General features: G+C 43.2%; 16 protein-coding genes. 9 read left to right on the forward strand and 7 right to left on the reverse strand.

Annotated features, from left to right (window positions below; genetic code table 11):
• The first annotated feature begins 134 nt into the window (after positions 1-134).
• Together FTU64_RS10820 and asd are read left to right on the forward strand one after the other, a co-directional pair.
• Positions 135-983, forward strand: coding sequence for a sulfurtransferase (locus tag FTU64_RS10820; protein WP_180024687.1), 849 nt, complete (start codon positions 135-137; stop codon positions 981-983).
• Complete coding sequence (gene asd / locus FTU64_RS10825) at positions 980-1,831, forward strand: archaetidylserine decarboxylase (RefSeq protein WP_078190610.1); 852 nt, start codon at positions 980-982, stop codon at positions 1,829-1,831. The genes FTU64_RS10820 and asd overlap by 4 nt, the downstream gene beginning before the upstream one ends.
• Before the next feature lie 146 nt (positions 1,832-1,977).
• Here the strand turns inward: asd and FTU64_RS10830 are convergent, their stop codons facing one another.
• Positions 1,978-2,577 (reverse strand): SPOR domain-containing protein, encoded by a 600-nt coding sequence (locus FTU64_RS10830; RefSeq protein ID WP_180004357.1) that lies wholly within the window; start codon positions 2,575-2,577, stop codon positions 1,978-1,980.
• Between the two features lie 302 nt (positions 2,578-2,879).
• Positions 2,880-4,670, reverse strand: a complete 1,791-nt coding sequence (gene argS / locus FTU64_RS10835) for an arginine--tRNA ligase (protein WP_180054170.1) — start codon at positions 4,668-4,670, stop codon at positions 2,880-2,882.
• A 177-nt stretch (positions 4,671-4,847) separates the two neighbouring features.
• On the opposite strand from argS, the gene FTU64_RS10840 reads away from it, so the two are divergent.
• Complete coding sequence (locus tag FTU64_RS10840) at positions 4,848-5,135, forward strand: DUF2798 domain-containing protein (RefSeq protein ID WP_372491143.1); 288 nt, start codon at positions 4,848-4,850, stop codon at positions 5,133-5,135.
• Positions 5,136-5,194: 59 nt separating this feature from the next.
• Here FTU64_RS10840 and FTU64_RS10845 read toward each other — a convergent pair whose 3' ends face one another.
• The 4 genes from FTU64_RS10845 to FTU64_RS10860 form a co-directional block, all read right to left on the reverse strand.
• On the reverse strand, positions 5,195-5,788 hold the full coding sequence (locus FTU64_RS10845) for a hypothetical protein (protein ID WP_168379702.1): 594 nt from the start codon (positions 5,786-5,788) through the stop codon (positions 5,195-5,197).
• Positions 5,789-5,894: 106 nt separating this feature from the next.
• Entirely contained in the window at positions 5,895-7,205 is a 1,311-nt protein-coding gene (locus FTU64_RS10850; RefSeq protein WP_180025876.1) for a DUF445 domain-containing protein, read from the reverse strand.
• 26 nt (positions 7,206-7,231) lie between these two features.
• Entirely contained in the window at positions 7,232-7,789 is a 558-nt protein-coding gene (locus tag FTU64_RS10855) for a hypothetical protein (RefSeq protein ID WP_180054171.1), read from the reverse strand.
• 59 nt (positions 7,790-7,848) lie between these two features.
• Positions 7,849-8,388, reverse strand: a complete 540-nt coding sequence (locus FTU64_RS10860; protein ID WP_078190604.1) for a DUF924 family protein — start codon at positions 8,386-8,388, stop codon at positions 7,849-7,851.
• A gap of 210 nt (positions 8,389-8,598) precedes the next feature.
• Between FTU64_RS10860 and gshA the strand changes: the two genes are divergently transcribed.
• Together gshA and FTU64_RS10870 are read left to right on the forward strand one after the other, a co-directional pair.
• The gene (gshA, locus tag FTU64_RS10865) at positions 8,599-10,176 is read left to right on the forward strand and encodes a glutamate--cysteine ligase (RefSeq protein ID WP_168379700.1); all 1,578 of its coding nucleotides are present in this window, start codon (positions 8,599-8,601) and stop codon (positions 10,174-10,176) included.
• Positions 10,177-10,197: 21 nt separating this feature from the next.
• Entirely contained in the window at positions 10,198-10,725 is a 528-nt protein-coding gene (locus tag FTU64_RS10870) for a disulfide bond formation protein B (protein ID WP_078190602.1), read from the forward strand.
• A gap of 71 nt (positions 10,726-10,796) precedes the next feature.
• Here FTU64_RS10870 and FTU64_RS10875 read toward each other — a convergent pair whose 3' ends face one another.
• Positions 10,797-12,128, reverse strand: coding sequence for an alpha/beta hydrolase (locus tag FTU64_RS10875; RefSeq protein ID WP_180025879.1), 1,332 nt, complete (start codon positions 12,126-12,128; stop codon positions 10,797-10,799).
• Positions 12,129-12,371: 243 nt separating this feature from the next.
• Between FTU64_RS10875 and FTU64_RS10880 the strand changes: the two genes are divergently transcribed.
• The 4 genes from FTU64_RS10880 to urtB all read left to right on the forward strand — a co-directional run bounded on the left by FTU64_RS10880 (position 12,372) and on the right by urtB (position 18,431).
• Complete coding sequence (locus tag FTU64_RS10880; protein WP_180054341.1) at positions 12,372-12,971, forward strand: YqiA/YcfP family alpha/beta fold hydrolase; 600 nt, start codon at positions 12,372-12,374, stop codon at positions 12,969-12,971.
• A gap of 188 nt (positions 12,972-13,159) precedes the next feature.
• Complete coding sequence (parE, locus tag FTU64_RS10885; protein WP_180059745.1) at positions 13,160-15,040, forward strand: DNA topoisomerase IV subunit B; 1,881 nt, start codon at positions 13,160-13,162, stop codon at positions 15,038-15,040.
• Between the two features lie 374 nt (positions 15,041-15,414).
• Positions 15,415-16,701, forward strand: a complete 1,287-nt coding sequence (gene urtA, locus FTU64_RS10890) for an urea ABC transporter substrate-binding protein (RefSeq protein ID WP_180004371.1) — start codon at positions 15,415-15,417, stop codon at positions 16,699-16,701.
• Positions 16,702-16,796: 95 nt separating this feature from the next.
• Positions 16,797-18,431 carry an urea ABC transporter permease subunit UrtB gene (gene urtB, locus FTU64_RS10895; RefSeq protein WP_180059746.1) on the forward strand — a complete coding sequence of 545 codons (1,635 nt, stop codon included), beginning with the start codon at positions 16,797-16,799 and terminating at the stop codon, positions 18,429-18,431.
• Position 18,432 lies beyond the last annotated feature (1 nt).

An 18,432-nucleotide genomic window follows, 5' to 3' on the forward strand; every position in this document is an offset into this window, starting at 1 on the left:
TAAAAAAGCCGAATCAATGATTCGGCTTTTTTATATCTAAAATATTGCTAAAGGAATGCAAAAATTCAGAATAATAGTGAAAATGACTTATGCTAAGATCGAATTTAATCGCACAAAATACAACACGAACAACGATGACAGCATCTACACTGAATTTTGGTCTGCTGATTGAAGCGGAAGAATTGGTTCCACATCTTGGTAATGAAAAACTACGGATCGTCGATTTGAGTCGTCGTTCGGTTTATGACCAATTGCATATTCCACATGCACTGCATGTGCAGCCGAAACTGTTAGTGCGCCAAGAAGAACAAGCGATGGGGCTATTACCTGACCAAGCTGGCTTAGAACAGCTCATTCGCTATCTGAATATCAGTCCAGAACATCATGTAGTAGTGTATGACGATGAAGGTGGGGCATGGGCTGGTCGACTGATTTGGAACTTACATTGCCTCGGTTTTGAAAATACCAGTCTCCTCAATGGTGGCATCCATGCTTGGCTTGGGGCAGGCTTACCGACCTCGTCTGAAATTGAGCAATTTGAACCCGTGAGCCCATTGGTTGAAGTAAGTGCAGAGGCGCGTGCTCAGTATCAAACAAACTATGATGAGCTATTGGCTCGTGTACAGCAGGAGCAGATCCAAGTATGGGACTGCCGTACCGAAGATGAATATACAGGCTTACGTTTGGCTGCGCGACGCGGCGGTCACATTCCGGGGGCACGACATTTCGAATGGAGTACTGCCCTTAACCGAGAAAATCATTTAAAATTGCATCCTTTAGAACGCACACAACAACGCTTAGAACAATTGGGATTCAATTTAAACGAACCCGTGGTGGTGTATTGTCAGTCCCATCATCGGTCGGGCCTAGCTTATATACTGGGACGTTTACTCGGTTGGAATATTCGAGCTTATGATGGTGCGTGGAGCGAGTGGGGCAACCGACTCGATAGTCCTGTGATCACCGGAGAGTTGCCGTCTTGAGCCTTACATCTCAGTTAAAAAAACAAATTTTTATTCAAGCTCAGCGTGTTGTTCCACAGCACAAATTATCACGTATCGTGGGTAAATTGGCTGCAAGCGAAAACCCTGTGGTGAAAAATGCCGTGATTACCGCATTTAAAGCGCAGTATGGCATCGACATGTCGATTGCTGAGCAAAGCAATGCCTTAAAATTTAAATCCTTCAATGAATTTTTCACTCGCTCTTTAAAAGAAGGCGTGCGTGCAGTCGATGCTGATCCATCCAGTGTTGTTTCACCTGCAGATGGTGCGATTTCACAACTGGGTAAAATTGAAAATGGTGATGTATTTCAGGCCAAAGGCCAGAAGTTCACTGTTGAAAACCTAATTGCCGATCCACAATTGGCTGAACCCTTTAAAAATGGGCAGTTTGCTACGGTTTATTTGTCACCAAAAGACTACCACCGTGTACATATGCCATTTGCAGGGACATTGACAGAAACTTTGTATGTACCGGGTGAATTATTCTCTGTAAACCAAACCACTGCTGAAAATATTCCGGGTTTATTTGCTCGCAATGAACGCATGGTCTGCTTATTTGATACAGAAGTTGGTCGTATGGCGGTTGTACTGGTAGGTGCAATGATCGTGGCAGGTATTGAAACCGTGGCTACAGGTAAAGTTAAACCGACAGGGCGTTTGGAACTGAATCAACACGATTTATTCTTAGAAAAAGGTGCAGAATTGGGCCGTTTCTATTTAGGTTCAACAGCGGTTGTGTTGTTTGAAGAAAACAAAATGCAATGGGATGCGACCTTTAAAGCCAACTCGACTGTGGTGATGGGCGAAGCTTTAGGGCATACCATTTAATGAATTCCCTGTCCCTTTAGGAGAGGGTTAGGGAGAGGTTTTTGAGCTAAGCTGATGTATTCAAAAAAGAATCCCTTCTAACCTCCCTTTATTAAAGGAATGAATAAAAAAAAGCGCCATCAGGCGCTTTTTTTTAATTTCAAAATTTAGCGTTTTACGACAATCGAGTCGATACTGCTATGACGTAAAGTTTGCTGTGCAATCACAGCAGCTTCTTGTGAATCATAGGGGCCAGACACAACGCGATACCAAACTTTGCCGTTTTCATTACTTTGAATCACATCGGCAGATAAACCGTTCAAAATAATTTCAGCACGTCGTGCATCGGCTTGATCAGGATCATCATAACTGCGCACTTGCAGAATATAACTTGCAGCAACAGGCGCAGTTTCTGTGGTTTCTAGTCCAAGCTCTGTGGTTTCAACTGGCTTTTGTTCTGGTGCATCAACAATCACCACCGTTTCTTTATTTTCGGTTTCTGGAACAGCTTGTTCAGGAATTGGCGTCACTTGTTGCTGAGGCAATAGGTCGTAGAAACGATAGTCTTTATTGGTTTCTTCTTGGTAGTGTTCAGAGGTAATTTGACCTTTTGGCTTCACAGGCTCCCAAGGTTTCCAAAGCATGAGCGCAACTAAGAAACTCAACACGATTAAAATGATGACAAGTGTACCTAGCCATGCTGGAATCAATGGTTTTTTAGGCTTATTTGGCCGATCAGATACACCGCGCTGCGTTTTTCCAAACACGTGGAAACCTCATTTAATTTTAATTGTCACGAACCACTTTGGGGCAGCCCAAAGTAGCAAGTCTTGATTGTTATATATTACATGAGTGTCATCAGGAATTTGTTTAATTTTCACAATTTCAGCACAGCCAAGATGACACGGACATATTGCTGAATATAAACGAAATACAGGCTCATTTCGAGCCTGTATTGAAAAGGATTCTTTTTAGCACAATGCAATTGATGACGCTTAAACCCATGCGCTGTGTTTGTGCATGGGCGATGCCGATGAATTTCTATTGTGCTCGCAACATAAAGGGTTGCTTACATGCTTTCAGGCGCACTCACACCCAATAATTCAAGACCATTGCGTAAAACTTGCTGTACGTTTACAGACAGTAATAAGCGAGCTTGAGTCAGTTCTGCATCATCACCCAAGACTTTATTTTCGTTGTACCAACCATGGAACAACGCCGCCAACTCTTTCAAGTAGTTACCCACTTGGTGTGGTTCATAGCTGTTTGCTGCACGAACCACAATTTCAGGATAAGCCGCAAGTTTAGCAAGAACTTCAGTTTCAGCTTCTAACTCAAGTTTAGCTGCAAATTGACGTGCAGCTTCAGCAGAGAATTGAACGTCTGTCGCAGCAGCTTTTTCGAGCATACGGCAGATACGTGCGTGTGCGTATTGGATGTAGTACACCGCATTGTCTTTACTTTGAGACACAGCAAGGTCTAAGTCGAAGTCAATGTGTTGTTCTGATTTACGCATGACGTAGTAGAAACGAGCAGCATCGTTGCCCACTTCTTTACGTAAGTCACGTAAAGTCACGAATTGACCTGAACGAGATGACATTTGAACCATCTCGCCGCCACGCCATAGGCTCACAAATTGAACCAAAAGTACGGTCAATTTTTTAGAATCATAGCCAAGCGCATCAATCGCTGCTTTCACACGTGCAATATAACCGTGGTGGTCTGAACCCCAGATATCAACGATATCGGTATATCCGCGTTGTAGTTTATTTAAGTGATAAGCAATGTCGGATGCGAAGTATGTAGTCTGACCATTACGACGTTTCACAACACGGTCTTTTTCATCACCAAATTCAGTTGATTTGAACCAGATGTTGCCATCTTTTTCGTATAAGAAACCACGTTGATCGAGCATTTGTAATGCTTCATCAATTTTTTCAGTCAAGGTTGCTTCGCTGAACCATTGATTGAAAGTCACGCCAAATTCACAGAGGTCATCTTTAATGTCATCAAGAATGGCTTTCAGCGCAGCTTGATGGAACACACGGTAGCCTGCAGCCAAATGGTTTTGAGAATTATGAATCAAACCATCAATATGCTTTTCTTTGTCGCCAGAAAGCACCACTTTGTTGCCTTCAGCATCAAGCTCAGCTGCATATTGAACGTCTTCTGGTACATCTTTATAGATGTCGGCAACAGGGCGTACATAAGCATCGCCATCTTTGTCGATAATGCTTTGAGCGATTTCTTTAACGTAGTCGCCTTGGTATGCATTTTTAGGGAAGACCAGTTGTTGACCGGTCAATTCTAAATAACGCAGGTAAGTCGATGTCGCCAAGATATCCATTTGACGACCAGCATCGTTGACGTAGTATTCACGGTCAACTTTGGCACCTGTTGCTTCAAGAAGATTGGCAACGGTCATACCGTAAGCTGCGCCACGACCATGACCCACGTGTAGGCTAGACGTTGGGTTGGCTGAAACGAATTCCACTTGAACACGTTTTTCAGCATTGGCCTGTGTGCGACCGAACTGATCTTTCTGAGCTTGAATTTGGTCTAAGACAGCAAAACGTTGGTCAGCATTTAAAAAGAAGTTAATAAAGCCAGGACCTGCAATTTCTGCTTTGCTGATATCTGCGACTTCTGGAAGATTTGCCAGAATTTTTTCGGCTAAATCACGCGGCTTCATACCTGCAGCTTTAGAGGCAATCATGGCAATGTTTGACGCAAAGTCACCGTGGCTTCGGTCTTTGGTTCGGGTCAAATTGCTAGTATTGTTCCAGTCATTTGGGAGTACACCTTCAGCTTGAAGGGATTGCACTGCATGATCGAGCGCTGCTTGTATTGCCGTATTCATAATCAGTCGAAAAATAAATGTCGCAGAAAAACGGTAAATATAGCAAATTTCAGGCTCTTTAGGTGAACCCATTTGTTGCGAATAAAAAATATTCGATAAAAGTGAAGCATTGCTTATATCGAAGTAAAACGATATAAGTGGTTTAGCGATTCAGGATCACTGCTTGAGTATATGGACATGTCACAACCCACCCCTAAAATTTTTGGCAATGTGCCGAAGTTAGCTGCACGCTGGGCGCTGATTATCGTGCCGTTTATTTTGTCTTGTCTCATGAGCGGCATTATTTCGTTTATTAATATGCTCAGAAATTTAGGTTGGTTTGAGGGTTTTCTTACCCTATGGCTGCATAATTGGATGATTTCTTGGGCAATTGCTTTTCCCATTGTGCTGATTTTATTGCCGTTTGTTCGAAAATTTACAGGCCTGTTGGTCGATATGTCAGGGCCACAACCACCTGCAAAATAAGCCTGCATGTAAGTCACAGCTGAGTCAAAAGGTGACTTACTGCATTTTGCCTTGAATATTTATAAGCTATCGCGACAACTTACGGCTTTAGAGAGTAACTCGGCTTTGTTGTTTTGGAAGGTATAGAGTTTTGAGGCATTAAACACTTTGATGACTTTAGCTTGAGCGATAGCGGTTTTAAAGTTTTGGAACTTTTGCTGATTGGCTGTCTCAAACGGATTTCCAAAGTTTTTATTGTCGAGCAAAATTTGAATTTGCCCCACATTCGTGTCATGTGCTTTTAGGATGTCTTGGCCATCTGCATTGCTTAAACTGAAAGTAGGGCGCTGAGTGCTGATTTTGCAATTCAATTTGAGGCTCAAGGTGAAATTGTCTGCCGATTTATTTTTGAGGGTAGATGTGCCTTGTTGATCATTTTCAATATAGACCCACTGATTTTTCGGCATATTGGTCAGTAGGGTTTCTAACTGTTGTTGGGTACTTTTGCTGATATCGACTGTGCCTTTTTTATCGATTTCAGGGGCTTTTTCTTTACCGAGCATGCCCATCACTTTGTCGCTGACTGTGCTACTGGTTTTGGAAATGGTCTGGCAAGCGCTTAAGCTACTGATGATTAGAATGAATGGTAGTGTATAGATGGCAGGTAAGTGCATAGATTTTATTGTTCTATTAAATTTTCGGATCGGCAAAGTTTAACGGTTCTACGCATAAAGCTCAAACCTGCGGCCAATCTCCTTTGAGGAGGACTGCTGCAGGCGGCTAAAGCAGCCATTCTACACAGGCACGAATAATCCCTAGTGCGAGGCCAATAAAACCACCGACCACGACACCATTGACTCGAATCATATGCAAGTCGCCACCGACTTCGTTTTCGATCTTATCTATCATTTCACGTGAGTCCCATTCATGTATACGTTCACTGATAAACCGAATGACTTTTTCGCTATATTGATCGGAGAGATTGATGGCAATATCACTCATTTTTTCATTCAGCAATTGGCGTACAGCGACGTTAGAGACAATATTTTCGCCCACTTGTTGAATGGCGACTCTTAAATTTTGTGCAATACCTGAGTCCGGCTTTTGTAGATCAGATTTAATCGCATCACATAAAATCACAACAGCGCCGCTTAAAAAGTTAAGCATTTGTGGGCTGTCTAATAAAGCGTCTTTGGTGCTATTCAAACGTTGGCTGGCTACACTTTGATTGTCTGCCAACTCATGCATGAGTTGCTGTGCCATGTCTTCGATTTTACGGCGCCACGGATGTTCATGGTCAGCAAGCATGGACTCAACACGACTGACCAGTGAATCAATGGTGCGCTGCTGTACATCAATACCAATCCAGCTCGCACCTTTGGCGAGCTTCCAAACCCCGAGTTCTTTAAACAATTGACGTGAAAGGTCGCGGGTTTGTTCTGGATGCTGTGTGACCCAATCATGGGCTAAATCGAGCCCGCGCTGTAACACATCTTGATGGAAGTCATTTTCTAAAACTGCCCGTAGCATTTCACTGGCAAGATGGTTGACTTGCGTATTGCGTACCCATTGCACGCTGTTATTTTGGATAAATTGTCCAATTTGTTCCTGACCGACAAATTCGAAAATTTTCGGTACCGTTTGCTGAATGACTTGGGTCACTTGCGCATTATTGTGCGGATTGGCCAACCATTTCCCGACGGCAAGAGAGAGATCCGTCTCCGCTAAGCTTTTTTCAACCACTTGTGGTGAAAGAAAATTCTCCTGAACAAAGCGGCCCATTGACTCGGCAATGCGTGCTTTATTGCGTGGAATAATTTCTGTGTGGTCACGTAAAAATTTAGGAATCGGAATCCGACCAAAGGGATTGCGAAATAAAACGGTTATCGCATACCAGTCTGCCAAACCACCAACCACGCCAGCTTCTGCTGAAAGCATCAAAATATGAATGAGCCAAACATATTCGGGCAGCAATTTAGCTGCGATCATCAATGCAATCCACGCCAGCACAGCCACCACCAAAGCAATGGTGGCAAAGCGTTTACTGCGTTGCAGACTGGGTGAAACAGCGGGCTGTTCAGTTGGGTTCATCAATGATCGGGTCTCTATGGGTTGACTTATTTGGTGGCAGGCTCAGCGGCTACAGGCAAAGGATTTCCTTGGCTGTCTAAACCATATTTAGCCCCGAGTGATTGCAAAATCAAGCGAGCATCAAAGGCATCCTGAGGGGCTTTGGCACGATCTTTATAGCAAGTAATACTGTAGGAAACTTGAGTTGGATCGAGTGTGACCACCTGTGGAACGTCATAAAACGGGCCTGGCCAAAAACCAGGATGGCGACGGTAATAGCCATATGGATAAGGCATAGGGTCTGGGTAAATCACTGCTTGGCGCGGCGGTTTTTGACTCCGATTACTCGGGTCATCCATGACTTTAAAATATTGAAAGCCATTGTGTAGGGTGGTTTGAGCGGCTTTAACCAAGGTGATTTCTTCGGCAGTACCATAGCTCATATTGGGTCTAGCTTGAAAGCTAATACGATAGCTTTGCGCATTTAATGGTGTCGCAGAATATTGACCGAGTTGTTCAAAGGTCAAAGGTTTTGATGGGGTTGTGGCACAGCCAGTCAAACCGAGTGCTGCGGTCATGGCTGCTGCGATAATGAGTTTGTTCATGCGCATACTCCTGTTCAGTCGGTTCATGGCAAGGGGAGATACTGGCCAAAAGCCGTCAATTAAAAGCTAGAATTGGGCTGGGTTAAAAATTCCAATTCCTCTGCTGTAGATGTTCTGCCCAATACCGCATTGCGATGCGGGTAACGTCCAAATCGATCGATAATCACTTTATGCTTTTTTTCAAATTCTAAGTTGATCGGATTGCCCAGTTGCTCAAATAATTTTAACGCGCTTTGATGGATTTTTGTCGATTCGCTATGCATAAAGGGCATATATAAAAATGAGCGCTGTTCAGGGCTTAATTGTAGATCTAAACCCTGCGCGATAGCTTCTTGTGCAAGCGCCAAAGCCAGTGCATCTTGGGCAAAAGCCAAGCCAGAGTCACGGAATAAATTTCGAGAAAATTGATCTAAAACAATAATTTCAGCCAAGCGACCTTCGGCAGTAGTACGCCATTGCCATAGTTCTGCTTGACTGGCCGCTTGATGGATGTCTTTAAACTTTTTTTCGATTAAAACATCAAAATTATTGCTTTTAGCGAACCAATTGGGCTGATTTTCTGGGTTAAACCAAAATTCGAGAATATCTTGATAATTCATAAGTTTTAAGCATTATTAGCATATATTTGTTTATAAAATCACAAATTTCAAATGTCATATAGAGTAAGTTTGTGATAAAAAATTGCCAAAATAAAATCACGGTTTGTCTCAAAACTATACAGTGGGTCATATGCCCACTTCAAATCGCGTTATACTGATATAAACTGATGATTTTATTTTAGTAGTTTCTTCCATTTAAGCGAGATAGCAATGAGTCAACCCGAATCGACCTCTCAAGACATTTTACCGACTTGGGTAGATTCTTCGCTGATTAAAGGAATGTTGCGCGGTATTGAGCGTGAAAGCTTACGTATGCAAAGCAACGGTTTCTTGTCTCAGGCCGACCATCCCCAAGCCTTGGGTGCGGCTTTGACTCATCCGCATATTACGACAGACTATTCTGAAGCTTTAATGGAATTTATCACGCCGCCAAAAGAAACCATTACCGAGGCGTTGAATTATCTGCAAGATATTCACGCTGTTGCACATACGCATTTAGAACATGGTGAAAAACTTTGGCCATTGTCGATGCCATGCATGTTGGATAAAGACGAAGACAGTATTCGTTTAGCGCAATATGGCAGCTCGAATATAGGACGTTTTAAAACCTTGTACCGTCGTGGTTTAGGGGTGCGCTATGGTCGCCGGATGCAGACCATTTCAGGGGTGCATTATAATTTATCCTTCCCAGATCATTTCTTTGAAGCACTACAACAACACGAAACTGACGATGCTCTCAAAGCATTGAGCTTACAAGATTATCGCAGTCATCGTTATTTCGGCCTGATCCGTAATTTTATTCGTTTAACGCCATTGGTGATGTTTTTGGTTGGGGCGAGCCCGTCGGTGTGTAAATGTTTTATGACTGGACGTGAACATCAGCTGTTACCGCTCTTAAAAGGCACGCTATTTTTACCCTATGCAACGGCGCTGCGTATGGGAAATTTTGGTTATCAAAATTCGGCACAAAAACAGTTAGGGATTCACTACAACGACATTCAGGCATATTTGGAAGGTTTGCAAAAAGCGGTGCATACCCCGTATGCCGCATTTAGTCATTTAGGTTTAAATGATGAACAGGGTGAACCGATTCAAATTAATGACCACGTGTTGCAAATTGAAAATGAATACTACAGTTTGGTTCGTCCGAAACAAGTGCCACAGGATGGTGAAACACCATCTGAAGCCCTGCAAAATCGTGGTGTGGGTTATGTAGAATTACGCGCAGTAGACGTCAATCCTTATAGCCCAATTGGGATCAATGAAGACACGGCAGGCTTGCTCGAAGTGGTGGCTTTATACTGTTTATTGCAAGACAGCCCAGCATTGTTAGATGCCGAACAAAATGAAATTGAGAAAAATCAGGCTGAAGTAGTAAACCGTGGCCGTGCGCCAAACGCAGTGATTTTACAGCAAGGCCAAGCGATTCCAATTGAAACATGGTGTCGTACACATGTTGCAGCGATGCAACCGTTGGCTGAATTGCTGGATGATTCTTACAATACAGATATTTACACTCAGGCAATGGCTGTGATGCAATCACGCATCGATGAAGTCGATGAAACATTGTCGGCACGTATGATTAGCGATACTTTAGAACAAGGTGGAACTTGGGGCTTTGGTAGCTTTATGGCCTTACAACATGCTGAAGTGTATGAGCAGCATGTTTTGAGCCCTGAAACTGCAGCATATTTTGCACAAGCTGCTGAGCAGTCTTTAGAAAAACAGGCTCAACTTGAGCAAGACTGCACCTTGAGTTTTGAAGAATATTTGAAAAACTTTAGATAAAAAATTTTAAGAGGATTTACCATGAAATGGAGTTTCCGCTTCGTGAGTGGTTTGTTGTTTTTAGCCAGCGTGATCGGTATGTCTTTTGCGCTGTTTTTAGAACATGTACAAGGCTTAGAACCTTGTCCATTATGCGTATTCCAACGTATTGGTTTGATTGGACTCGGCATCATTTCATTGATTGCGTTGATTCACAATCCAGCATCGAATTGGGGTAAACGCATTTACGCATTGTTGGGGACACTATCAATTCTTTGGTCTGCTGGGGTGGCTGCGCGTCATATTTGGCTGCAAAACTTACCGCCAGACAAAGTACCTAGCTGTGGCCCGGGACTGGATTATTGGGTAGAAACGCTGCCTTTAAAATCGGTCTTTGAACAAGTACTGACTGGCTCAGGTGAGTGTGCCAAAGTAGATTGGACCTTCTTGGGACAATCATTACCGGTTTGGTCATTGGTGTTTTTTGCGGTCTTAACTTTACTTAGTCTTTGGCAGTTATTGCGTAAATATCCAAGCAAACCCGTGCCACGTTTACGTGATAAATTTTAATTCAGTGATACTAAAAAAGCCCTCAGTTGAGGGCTTTTTTTATACGAGTCTGCATGGGAGGGAAAATTGCGTTAGGTTAGGGCAATGCCTTCCATACTTTCCAAGTCCATCATAAATTCATAGATATGATCACAAGCTTTATCGTCATTGTTTGGATAGAACCAATGCACGATTTGCTCGGCCACTTGCGGGTGATGCTGAATTTCAAAATGGTTTAGTCCATAAAAAATCGCTTTATGTGAATCTGGCACTTTCAGTTGATATCGTGCATTTGGATGTTCCCCCAATGCACTTTTCACACTGACCAAGTAATCTCCAATCACATGTCGCGTTTTATTGCGACGATGTTCATATTCGATGGTCCCTGCCACGAGGTATGTATTGATATGTGATGGAATCGGGGCTGGTTTACGGTTGTCGTCCATGAGTCCAATACGGACATCATTATGTTCCCAATCATCATCACGCACGCTGCCATAGCGCAAATCTAAAATGCCGTTACTACGGATATTCACCACGTGGCCCACGATTTTGACCAAGGGGAAACGCCCCAATTGATCTTGCAGATGAAATCCGACACGTTCAAGTACCGCACCATGATGTGGTGAGCCCAAGCAGACTAGATTTTCAACCTGATGAATCCATTGATACATATTTTGTTTGCCATAAAAAATGGCACTACGGGACACTAAGCCCCCCATACTATGACCAATTAAGTCGATACTGGTAATACCGGGGTTGCGACGGACCAAATCTTCTAATGTATTGGCTAGGCTGCGGCCATTGGTCGAAATACGACGACCCGTGTTGTAATTTAAATACAGCATGGTGTTGTGGTCACGTTGTGACAGTAATTTTTCACCAATGCCGCCATATTTGGCTGTCGACCATGACAGATGATTCATGCAGAGCCCATGAATCAACAGGGTAATACGACCGGTTAATTCGCCTTTTTGTACCGCACCATAATGGTCGTAAACCACCATGGGTAAGGCCATCGGGTTGTGATATTTCAGTAAATAGTCGCCCAAGACCCCATTCAGCGCGCCCACTAAAAAATGTAAAGATGGCGTGAGCGGTTTGTCGTGTAAGCGTGGGAATTTTTCAATAATGCTACGCAGCGTTGGTGCGAGTAAATAATTGCCATAATTGAAAAAGGTGTTGTAAGAAAATTCATAAATCCGTGCAATGGTCGGCTGCTTATGAAAGGCTTTCGAGCCTTGTTCGCTCATTCCAAAAATACTGATTAAAATTTCACGTTGAATGTTTTTGATCAAGTCATGCACGACATCACTAAAACGCATTGTCACGAGCTGTGCCAAACCTTCCAGAACATCAGCTTGACTGGGTGGTGTGCGATCCCATTTACAATAGGTTTCATGCAATGGTGTTAAGCTAGGCATAATGTTCCTATCCTTACATTCAATGCTATCCCTCGATTGTATTTATTACTGGAATAGCCTGAAGTTTCATTGTTTATTTTATAAAATTCTCACGAACAGCTTTTACAATACCGATAACAGACCTGTCGGTGAATGCCTTTTGTCTGACAATTTTACTAAAAATTCAAATTTAGAAAATGTGACGCAGTTAGCACTTATATGCCACTTTTAAAGCAATTTAAAGATCAATTTGGAATCAAAATGATGAATATTGTGTATTTGCATGGTTTTCAAAGTAACTCAAATTCAGTGAAAGGGCAGATATTGCGGCACTATTGCGCAGACTTAAATGGTGTGCACGTGCATTTGCCAGATTTGAATATGCCACCACTACAGGTAATGCAGCAGATGTCAGAGCTGATTGAAGGTTTGGATAATGTGGTTTTGGTCGGTAGCAGTTTAGGTGGCTTTTATGCGACGCAGTTGATGGCACGCCATCACATTCCTGCGGTACTCATCAATCCTGCGGTCTATCCATGGCAATTATTTCGTGATTTATTTGGCGACACGGCATTGCCTTATCAGGTGACTGAAACGTGGTGCTTGGATGATGCACAGCTCAATCAAATGCAGGCTTTGGCTGTATCTAAGGTTGAAAATGCAGATCAACTGTTGGTCTTGCTCCAACAAGGTGATGAAACCTTGGATTATCGAGATGCTGCTGATTTTTATAGTGCGGTTCAAGCCGGCACGGCTATGCTGATCACTGAGGTGGGTGGAACGCATGGCATGGATGATTTTGCAGAAAAAATACCGATGCTCTTGCAGTTTTTGTCCGATGCTGTCAAAAATATGCCTAAATAAAATGATCCAATCCAAATGCTGAAAAGCTAGATCCAACATACAAAAAATGGGCAGTTACGACATCATTTGACGTTTAAATTGTTTAAGAAAATGGCGGCTGATCGCAAGAGATATGCATTTTAATAAAAAAGCATATACTGTAGCGCTTGAAGAAATGTTTTAACCAAAAAAGCAGGGAATTTTGCAACGTGACGCAATATACGGCTCAATCACTTGAAGTTTTATCTGGCCTAGATCCGGTACGTCGTCGTCCGGGGATGTATACAGACACTACACGACCAAACCATTTGGCGCAGGAAGTGATAGATAACGCCGTCGATGAAGCGCTTGCAGGACATGCCAATAAAATTACCGTGACAGTGTATAAAGATGGCTCATTGTCAGTTGAAGATAATGGTCGTGGGATGCCAGTTGACATCCATCCTGAGTATGGTCAAAGCGGGATTGAAATTATTCTGACCAAACTACATGCCGGCGGTAAATTCAGCACAGACAATTATCAATTTTCAGGTGGTCTACATGGTGTAGGGATTTCTGTCGTCAACGCATTGTCTAACCGTGTTGAGGTGGAAGTTCAACGTCAAGGCAATCTATATAAAATGGCCTTTGAACATGGCGTTCCTGTGGCACCGCTTGAGGTGTTGGAAGGTAAATGCGCTAAACGTGCAACGGGTACTATCGTGCATTTTTGGCCTGAAGCCAAATATTTTGATTCGCCTAAATTTGCGCTGAAAGCCTTAAAACACAACTTAAAAGCCAAGGCTGTTTTGGCGGCAGGCTTGCAGATTATTTATATCGATCAAATCAACAACGAAAAGATCGAATGGCAATTTGAAAATGGTCTGGTTGACTATTTGATGGATGAACTGCAAGACCGTGACATCGTTCCTGCCCCTGCATTTGTGGCGACCGGTGAGGCAGAGCGTGCCAGCGCTGAGTTTGCGATTTGTTGGAATGTGGAAGGTGGTGAGTCCATTCAAGAGTCGTATGTGAACCTCATCCCGACCGCGCAGGGCGGTACCCATGTCAACGGTTTACGTTCGGGTGTGACAGATGCGATTCGTGAATTCTGTGAATTACGGAATTTATTGCCACGGAATATGAAACTGTCTGCCGAAGATGTGTGGGATGGCGTCAACTTTATTCTGTCTTTGAAATTCCAAGAGCCACAATTTTCGGGTCAGACCAAAGAACGACTTTCAAGCCGTGAAGCCTCTGGTGTGGTGTTAAATATTGCCAAAGATGCCTTTGCACTGTGGCTGAATCAAAACTCCGATATTGCCATGCAACTGGCTGAAATGGTGATTGCCAAGGCCGGTCGCCGTTTAAAAGCTGCGAAAAAAGTTGAACGTAAAAAGATCGTTTCAGGTCCAGCTTTACCAGGTAAATTGGCTGACTGTGTGGGCCATACCCTCGAAGAATCAGAACTGTTTATTGTGGAAGGGGATTCTGCAGGTGGTTCTGCCAAGCAAGCACGTGATAAGAACTTCCAAGCGATCATGCCGATCCGTGGTAAGATTTTAAATACTTGGGAAGTGTCTTCAGACGAAGTTTTGGCATCGCAAGAAGTACATGATATTGCGATTGCCATTGGCGTTGATCCGGGCAGTGACGACTTGTCAGAACTCCGTTATGGCAAGATTTGTATCTTGGCCGATGCCGACTCGGATGGTTTGCACATTGCAACTTTACTTTGCGCATTGTTCGTCAAACATTTCCATACTTTGGTTGAGGAAGGACATCTGTTTGTGGCGATGCCACCGCTGTTCCGTATAGATGACAATAAAGATGTGCACTATGCCTTGGATGAAGATGAACTAGAAAGCATCTTAAAGAAATGTAAAACCAAAAATCCTCAAATCACACGATTTAAAGGATTGGGCGAGATGAACGCGAGTCAGCTGCGTGAAACGACTATGGATCCCGATACACGTCGTTTAGTGCAACTGGACTTGGATGACGTACAGTTTACTTCAGGTTTACTCGACAAATTATTGGCGAAGAAGCGCTCTTCAGACCGTAAATATTGGTTGGAACAGAAGGGTAATTTGGCCGATTTAGCGGTTTAAAATTGCAACAAGGAAAAAACCACGCAAGTGGTTTTTTTTTGCTTCAAATTTAGGAAAAGCTGCATGATTTGTGTGCCAAAACACCGTGTTTTTTGAAAAACGTCGCAAAATTGTTCAATTATAGGTCAAATGTTGGATACAAGTTTGTATGCATCTTTGCGGTGATTTTACGATTTTTGAATCGACCCATAAAAAATTAAAAGCAAATTTTATGATTGTAACTATTTGAAAAATAACATTTAAAAATAAATAAAAGCACTCAATCAAAATAAAAAATAAGGCTTGGCACAGTTATTGAATTGCTCTGTTGTGATGAAAGACAACAAATGCATTTTAAAAATGTGAATTACAAGCTTAGGTTGGGAGTGTGAATAATGTTTCAACGCAATGTATTTGCTAAAAGTATTTTAGCGGCAACGATGACTGGGGCGATTGCTTTAACGGGCTGTTCAAAACCTGCAGAAGAAAAAACAGAAAGCGCTACATCAGAACCAAAAGCCGCTGCAGCAAGTGGCGATACTATTAAAGTCGGGATCTTACATTCGCTGTCAGGCACGATGGCGATCTCAGAAACTTCTCTAAAAGATACGGCCTTGATGGCGATTAATGAAATTAATGCCAATGGCGGGGTATTGGGCAAAAAACTAGAACCTGTGGTGGTGGATCCGGCATCGGACTGGCCACTATTTGCGGAAAAAACCCGTCAGTTGATTACCCAAGACAAAGTAGCCGTGATTTTTGGTTGCTGGACGTCGGTATCTCGTAAGTCGGTTTTACCCGTGGTTGAAGAATTAAATGGCTTATTGTTCTACCCTGTTCAGTATGAAGGTCAGGAACAGTCTAAAAATATTTTCTACACAGGTGCAGCACCGAATCAGCAAGCGATTCCTGCTGTTGAATATCTGATGAGTGAAGAGGGTGGTAAGGCAGAACGCTTTGTACTATTGGGCACAGACTATGTTTACCCACGTACCACCAACAAAATCTTACGTGCATTTTTGAAGTCGAAAGGCATTGCCGATGCAGACATCATGGAAGAATATACCCCATTTGGTCATAGCAACTATCAAACCATTGTGGGCAATGTGAAGAAGTTTGCGGCAGGGAAAAAGACTGCTGTGATCTCGACCATTAACGGCGATTCAAATGTGCCGTTCTATCGTGAATTGGGCAACCAAGGCATCAAAGCTGCGGATATTCCAGTGATGGCGTTCTCTGTGGGTGAAGAGGAATTACGCGGTATCGATACCAAGCCGCTGGTAGGACACTTGGCGTCGTGGAACTACTTCATGTCGGTGAAAAATCCAGTGAATACTGAATTCACCAATAAAATGAAGCAGTATGCCGTGGAATACAAACTGCCAAATGCCGATAAATTTGTGACCAATGACCCGATGGAGGCTACCTATGTCGGCATCAATATGTGGAAACAAGCGGTAGAAAAAGCAGGAAGCACAGATGTCGATAAAGTGCGTGAAGCTATGGCCGGCCAAGAATTTAAAGCGCCATCGGGCTATACCTTGCAAATGGATGCGTCGAACCATCATTTGCATAAACCAGTCATGATTGGTCAGATCCGTGCCGATGGTCAGTTTGATGTGGTGCACAAAACCGCAAAAACCATTGCTGCAGAGCCATGGAGCCCGTACATCCCGAAATAATTCAATCCAAATGCCTACTGCCATTGTGTAGTGGGCATGTTTTGATGTGATCCCTAGATGGGGTTGTTCTATTACTCAATAGGGATGCTTATAAGATGAAAAAATTACGCAATTTCCCGATCCTGTTTCTATTCCTGAGCCAATTATTCTGTCTGCAAATCGTGCATGCAGAAACTGCAGCGAATGTCGTGCCTACGGTGCAATCTGTGCAGCAAGGTGACGCCATTCAGCAATTTGTTCGCGGTAGTTTTACCGAGCGCCGCAGTTTACTGAATCAATGGCCGGGCGATATTGAATCCTTAGATCAGTTGGCCGCATTGGTCGAAAAAGACCAGTTATATAGTGGTCAAAGTGGTCAAACCTATATTTTAGAAACTGACGAAAAATTATTGAGCTATCCTGATTTGCAAACCGTGACGGATTGGCCTGCCGATTTATCTCAAGTCACCTTGGTGAATACCCTTCGTAAAGCCTTAACGTTTGCGCAAGCGAAAGAAAAGCTGCAATCGGATGATTTAAACCAACGTTTGGATGCAATTGATATTTTAGAAAATAACTTGGCTGAGTTGGATGTTAAAAATATTAATCAATTGTATTTAAATGAAAAAAATAACAAAGTTAAAGCCCGTTTAGCGCAGCTCAAAGCACGCTTGGACTATCAAAATCCCGATGTTTTACAAAAAATACAGGCGGCCAAAGTGCTGCAAGATTCTAACCGTCCTGATGTGTTGGCGATGGTGGAACAGGAATTACAACAAGCCAACCTGCATCCTGAGTTAAAAGCCGCACTGACAGAAGCCAAGAGCAATATTAAAACTCGGATTCAAGCCAGTGAATGGACTGGACATGTCTTTTCAGGTCTCAGCACGGCCAGTATTTTACTACTGGCGGCGTTGGGCTTAGCCATTACGTATGGTCTGCTAGGCGTGATTAACATGGCGCATGGTGAACTGATCATGATCGGGGCCTATACCACTTATGTGGTGCAAAGCCTGTTTAAGAGTCATCTCAGTAGCTATGTCGATTGGTACTTGATTGCCGCGATTCCTGCTGCATTTATTGTAAGTGCTTTGATCGGCATGTTGATTGAACGTACTGTTATTCGTCCCTTGTATGGCCGTCAATTGGAAACACTATTAGCCACCTTTGGTGTGAGCTTAATTTTAATGCAAGTGGTGCGCATGGTTTTTGGTGCGCAGAACGTTGAGGTGTCGAATATTTCATGGCTGTCAGGGGGCATTGCTGTGACACCGAGTCTGATGCTGCCTTATAACCGTATTGCCATTATTGGCTTTACCGTTGCGGTACTCCTATTACTGGTTTACTTGCTGAATAAAACCCGCTTTGGTTTATTTGTTCGTGCCGTGACGCAAAACCGTCAAATGGCACAGGCCGTAGGTATCCGTTCTAGCCGCATTGACATGATGGCTTTTGGTTTAGGTTCGGGGCTTGCAGGTCTAGCAGGTTGTGCCTTAGCACAAGTCGGCAATGTCGGTCCTGATTTAGGACAAAACTATATTATTGATGCGTTTTTGGTGGTTGTGGTGGGTGGTGTTGGCCAAGTATGGGGCGCAGTACTGGCTGCCTTGGGTCTAGGTGTCAGTGGCACAGTGCTGGAAATCGGCATGGGTGCAGTCTTAGCGAAAATTATTCTACTGGTTCTTGTGATTTTGTTTATTCAAAAACGTCCACAAGGTTTGTTTGCCATCAAAGGCCGTTTTGTGGAGTAAG

The organism is Acinetobacter sp. YH12128 (assembly GCF_013418655.1).
GTDB classification, from domain to species: Bacteria; Pseudomonadota; Gammaproteobacteria; order Pseudomonadales; family Moraxellaceae; genus Acinetobacter; species Acinetobacter amyesii.

Bases quoted from the DNA above. Each gene is read 5' to 3' on its own strand.
- FTU64_RS10855 (WP_180054171.1), bottom strand. From the start codon at position 7,789: ATGAACAAACTCATTATCGCAGCAGCCATGACCGCAGCACTCGGTTTG.
- argS (WP_180054170.1), bottom strand. From the start codon at position 4,670: ATGAATACGGCAATACAAGCAGCGCTCGATCATGCAGTGCAATCCCTT.
- FTU64_RS10850 (WP_180025876.1), bottom strand. From the start codon at position 7,205: ATGAACCCAACTGAACAGCCCGCTGTTTCACCCAGTCTGCAACGCAGT.
- FTU64_RS10870 (WP_078190602.1), top strand. From the start codon at position 10,198: ATGAAATGGAGTTTCCGCTTCGTGAGTGGTTTGTTGTTTTTAGCCAGC.
- FTU64_RS10880 (WP_180054341.1), top strand. From the start codon at position 12,372: ATGAATATTGTGTATTTGCATGGTTTTCAAAGTAACTCAAATTCAGTG.
- gshA (WP_168379700.1), top strand. From the start codon at position 8,599: ATGAGTCAACCCGAATCGACCTCTCAAGACATTTTACCGACTTGGGTA.
- urtA (WP_180004371.1), top strand. From the start codon at position 15,415: ATGTTTCAACGCAATGTATTTGCTAAAAGTATTTTAGCGGCAACGATG.
- FTU64_RS10840 (WP_372491143.1), top strand. From the start codon at position 4,848: ATGTCACAACCCACCCCTAAAATTTTTGGCAATGTGCCGAAGTTAGCT.
- urtB (WP_180059746.1), top strand. From the start codon at position 16,797: ATGAAAAAATTACGCAATTTCCCGATCCTGTTTCTATTCCTGAGCCAA.
- FTU64_RS10820 (WP_180024687.1), top strand. From the start codon at position 135: ATGACAGCATCTACACTGAATTTTGGTCTGCTGATTGAAGCGGAAGAA.
- FTU64_RS10860 (WP_078190604.1), bottom strand. From the start codon at position 8,388: ATGAATTATCAAGATATTCTCGAATTTTGGTTTAACCCAGAAAATCAG.
- FTU64_RS10845 (WP_168379702.1), bottom strand. From the start codon at position 5,788: ATGCACTTACCTGCCATCTATACACTACCATTCATTCTAATCATCAGT.
- FTU64_RS10875 (WP_180025879.1), bottom strand. From the start codon at position 12,128: ATGCCTAGCTTAACACCATTGCATGAAACCTATTGTAAATGGGATCGC.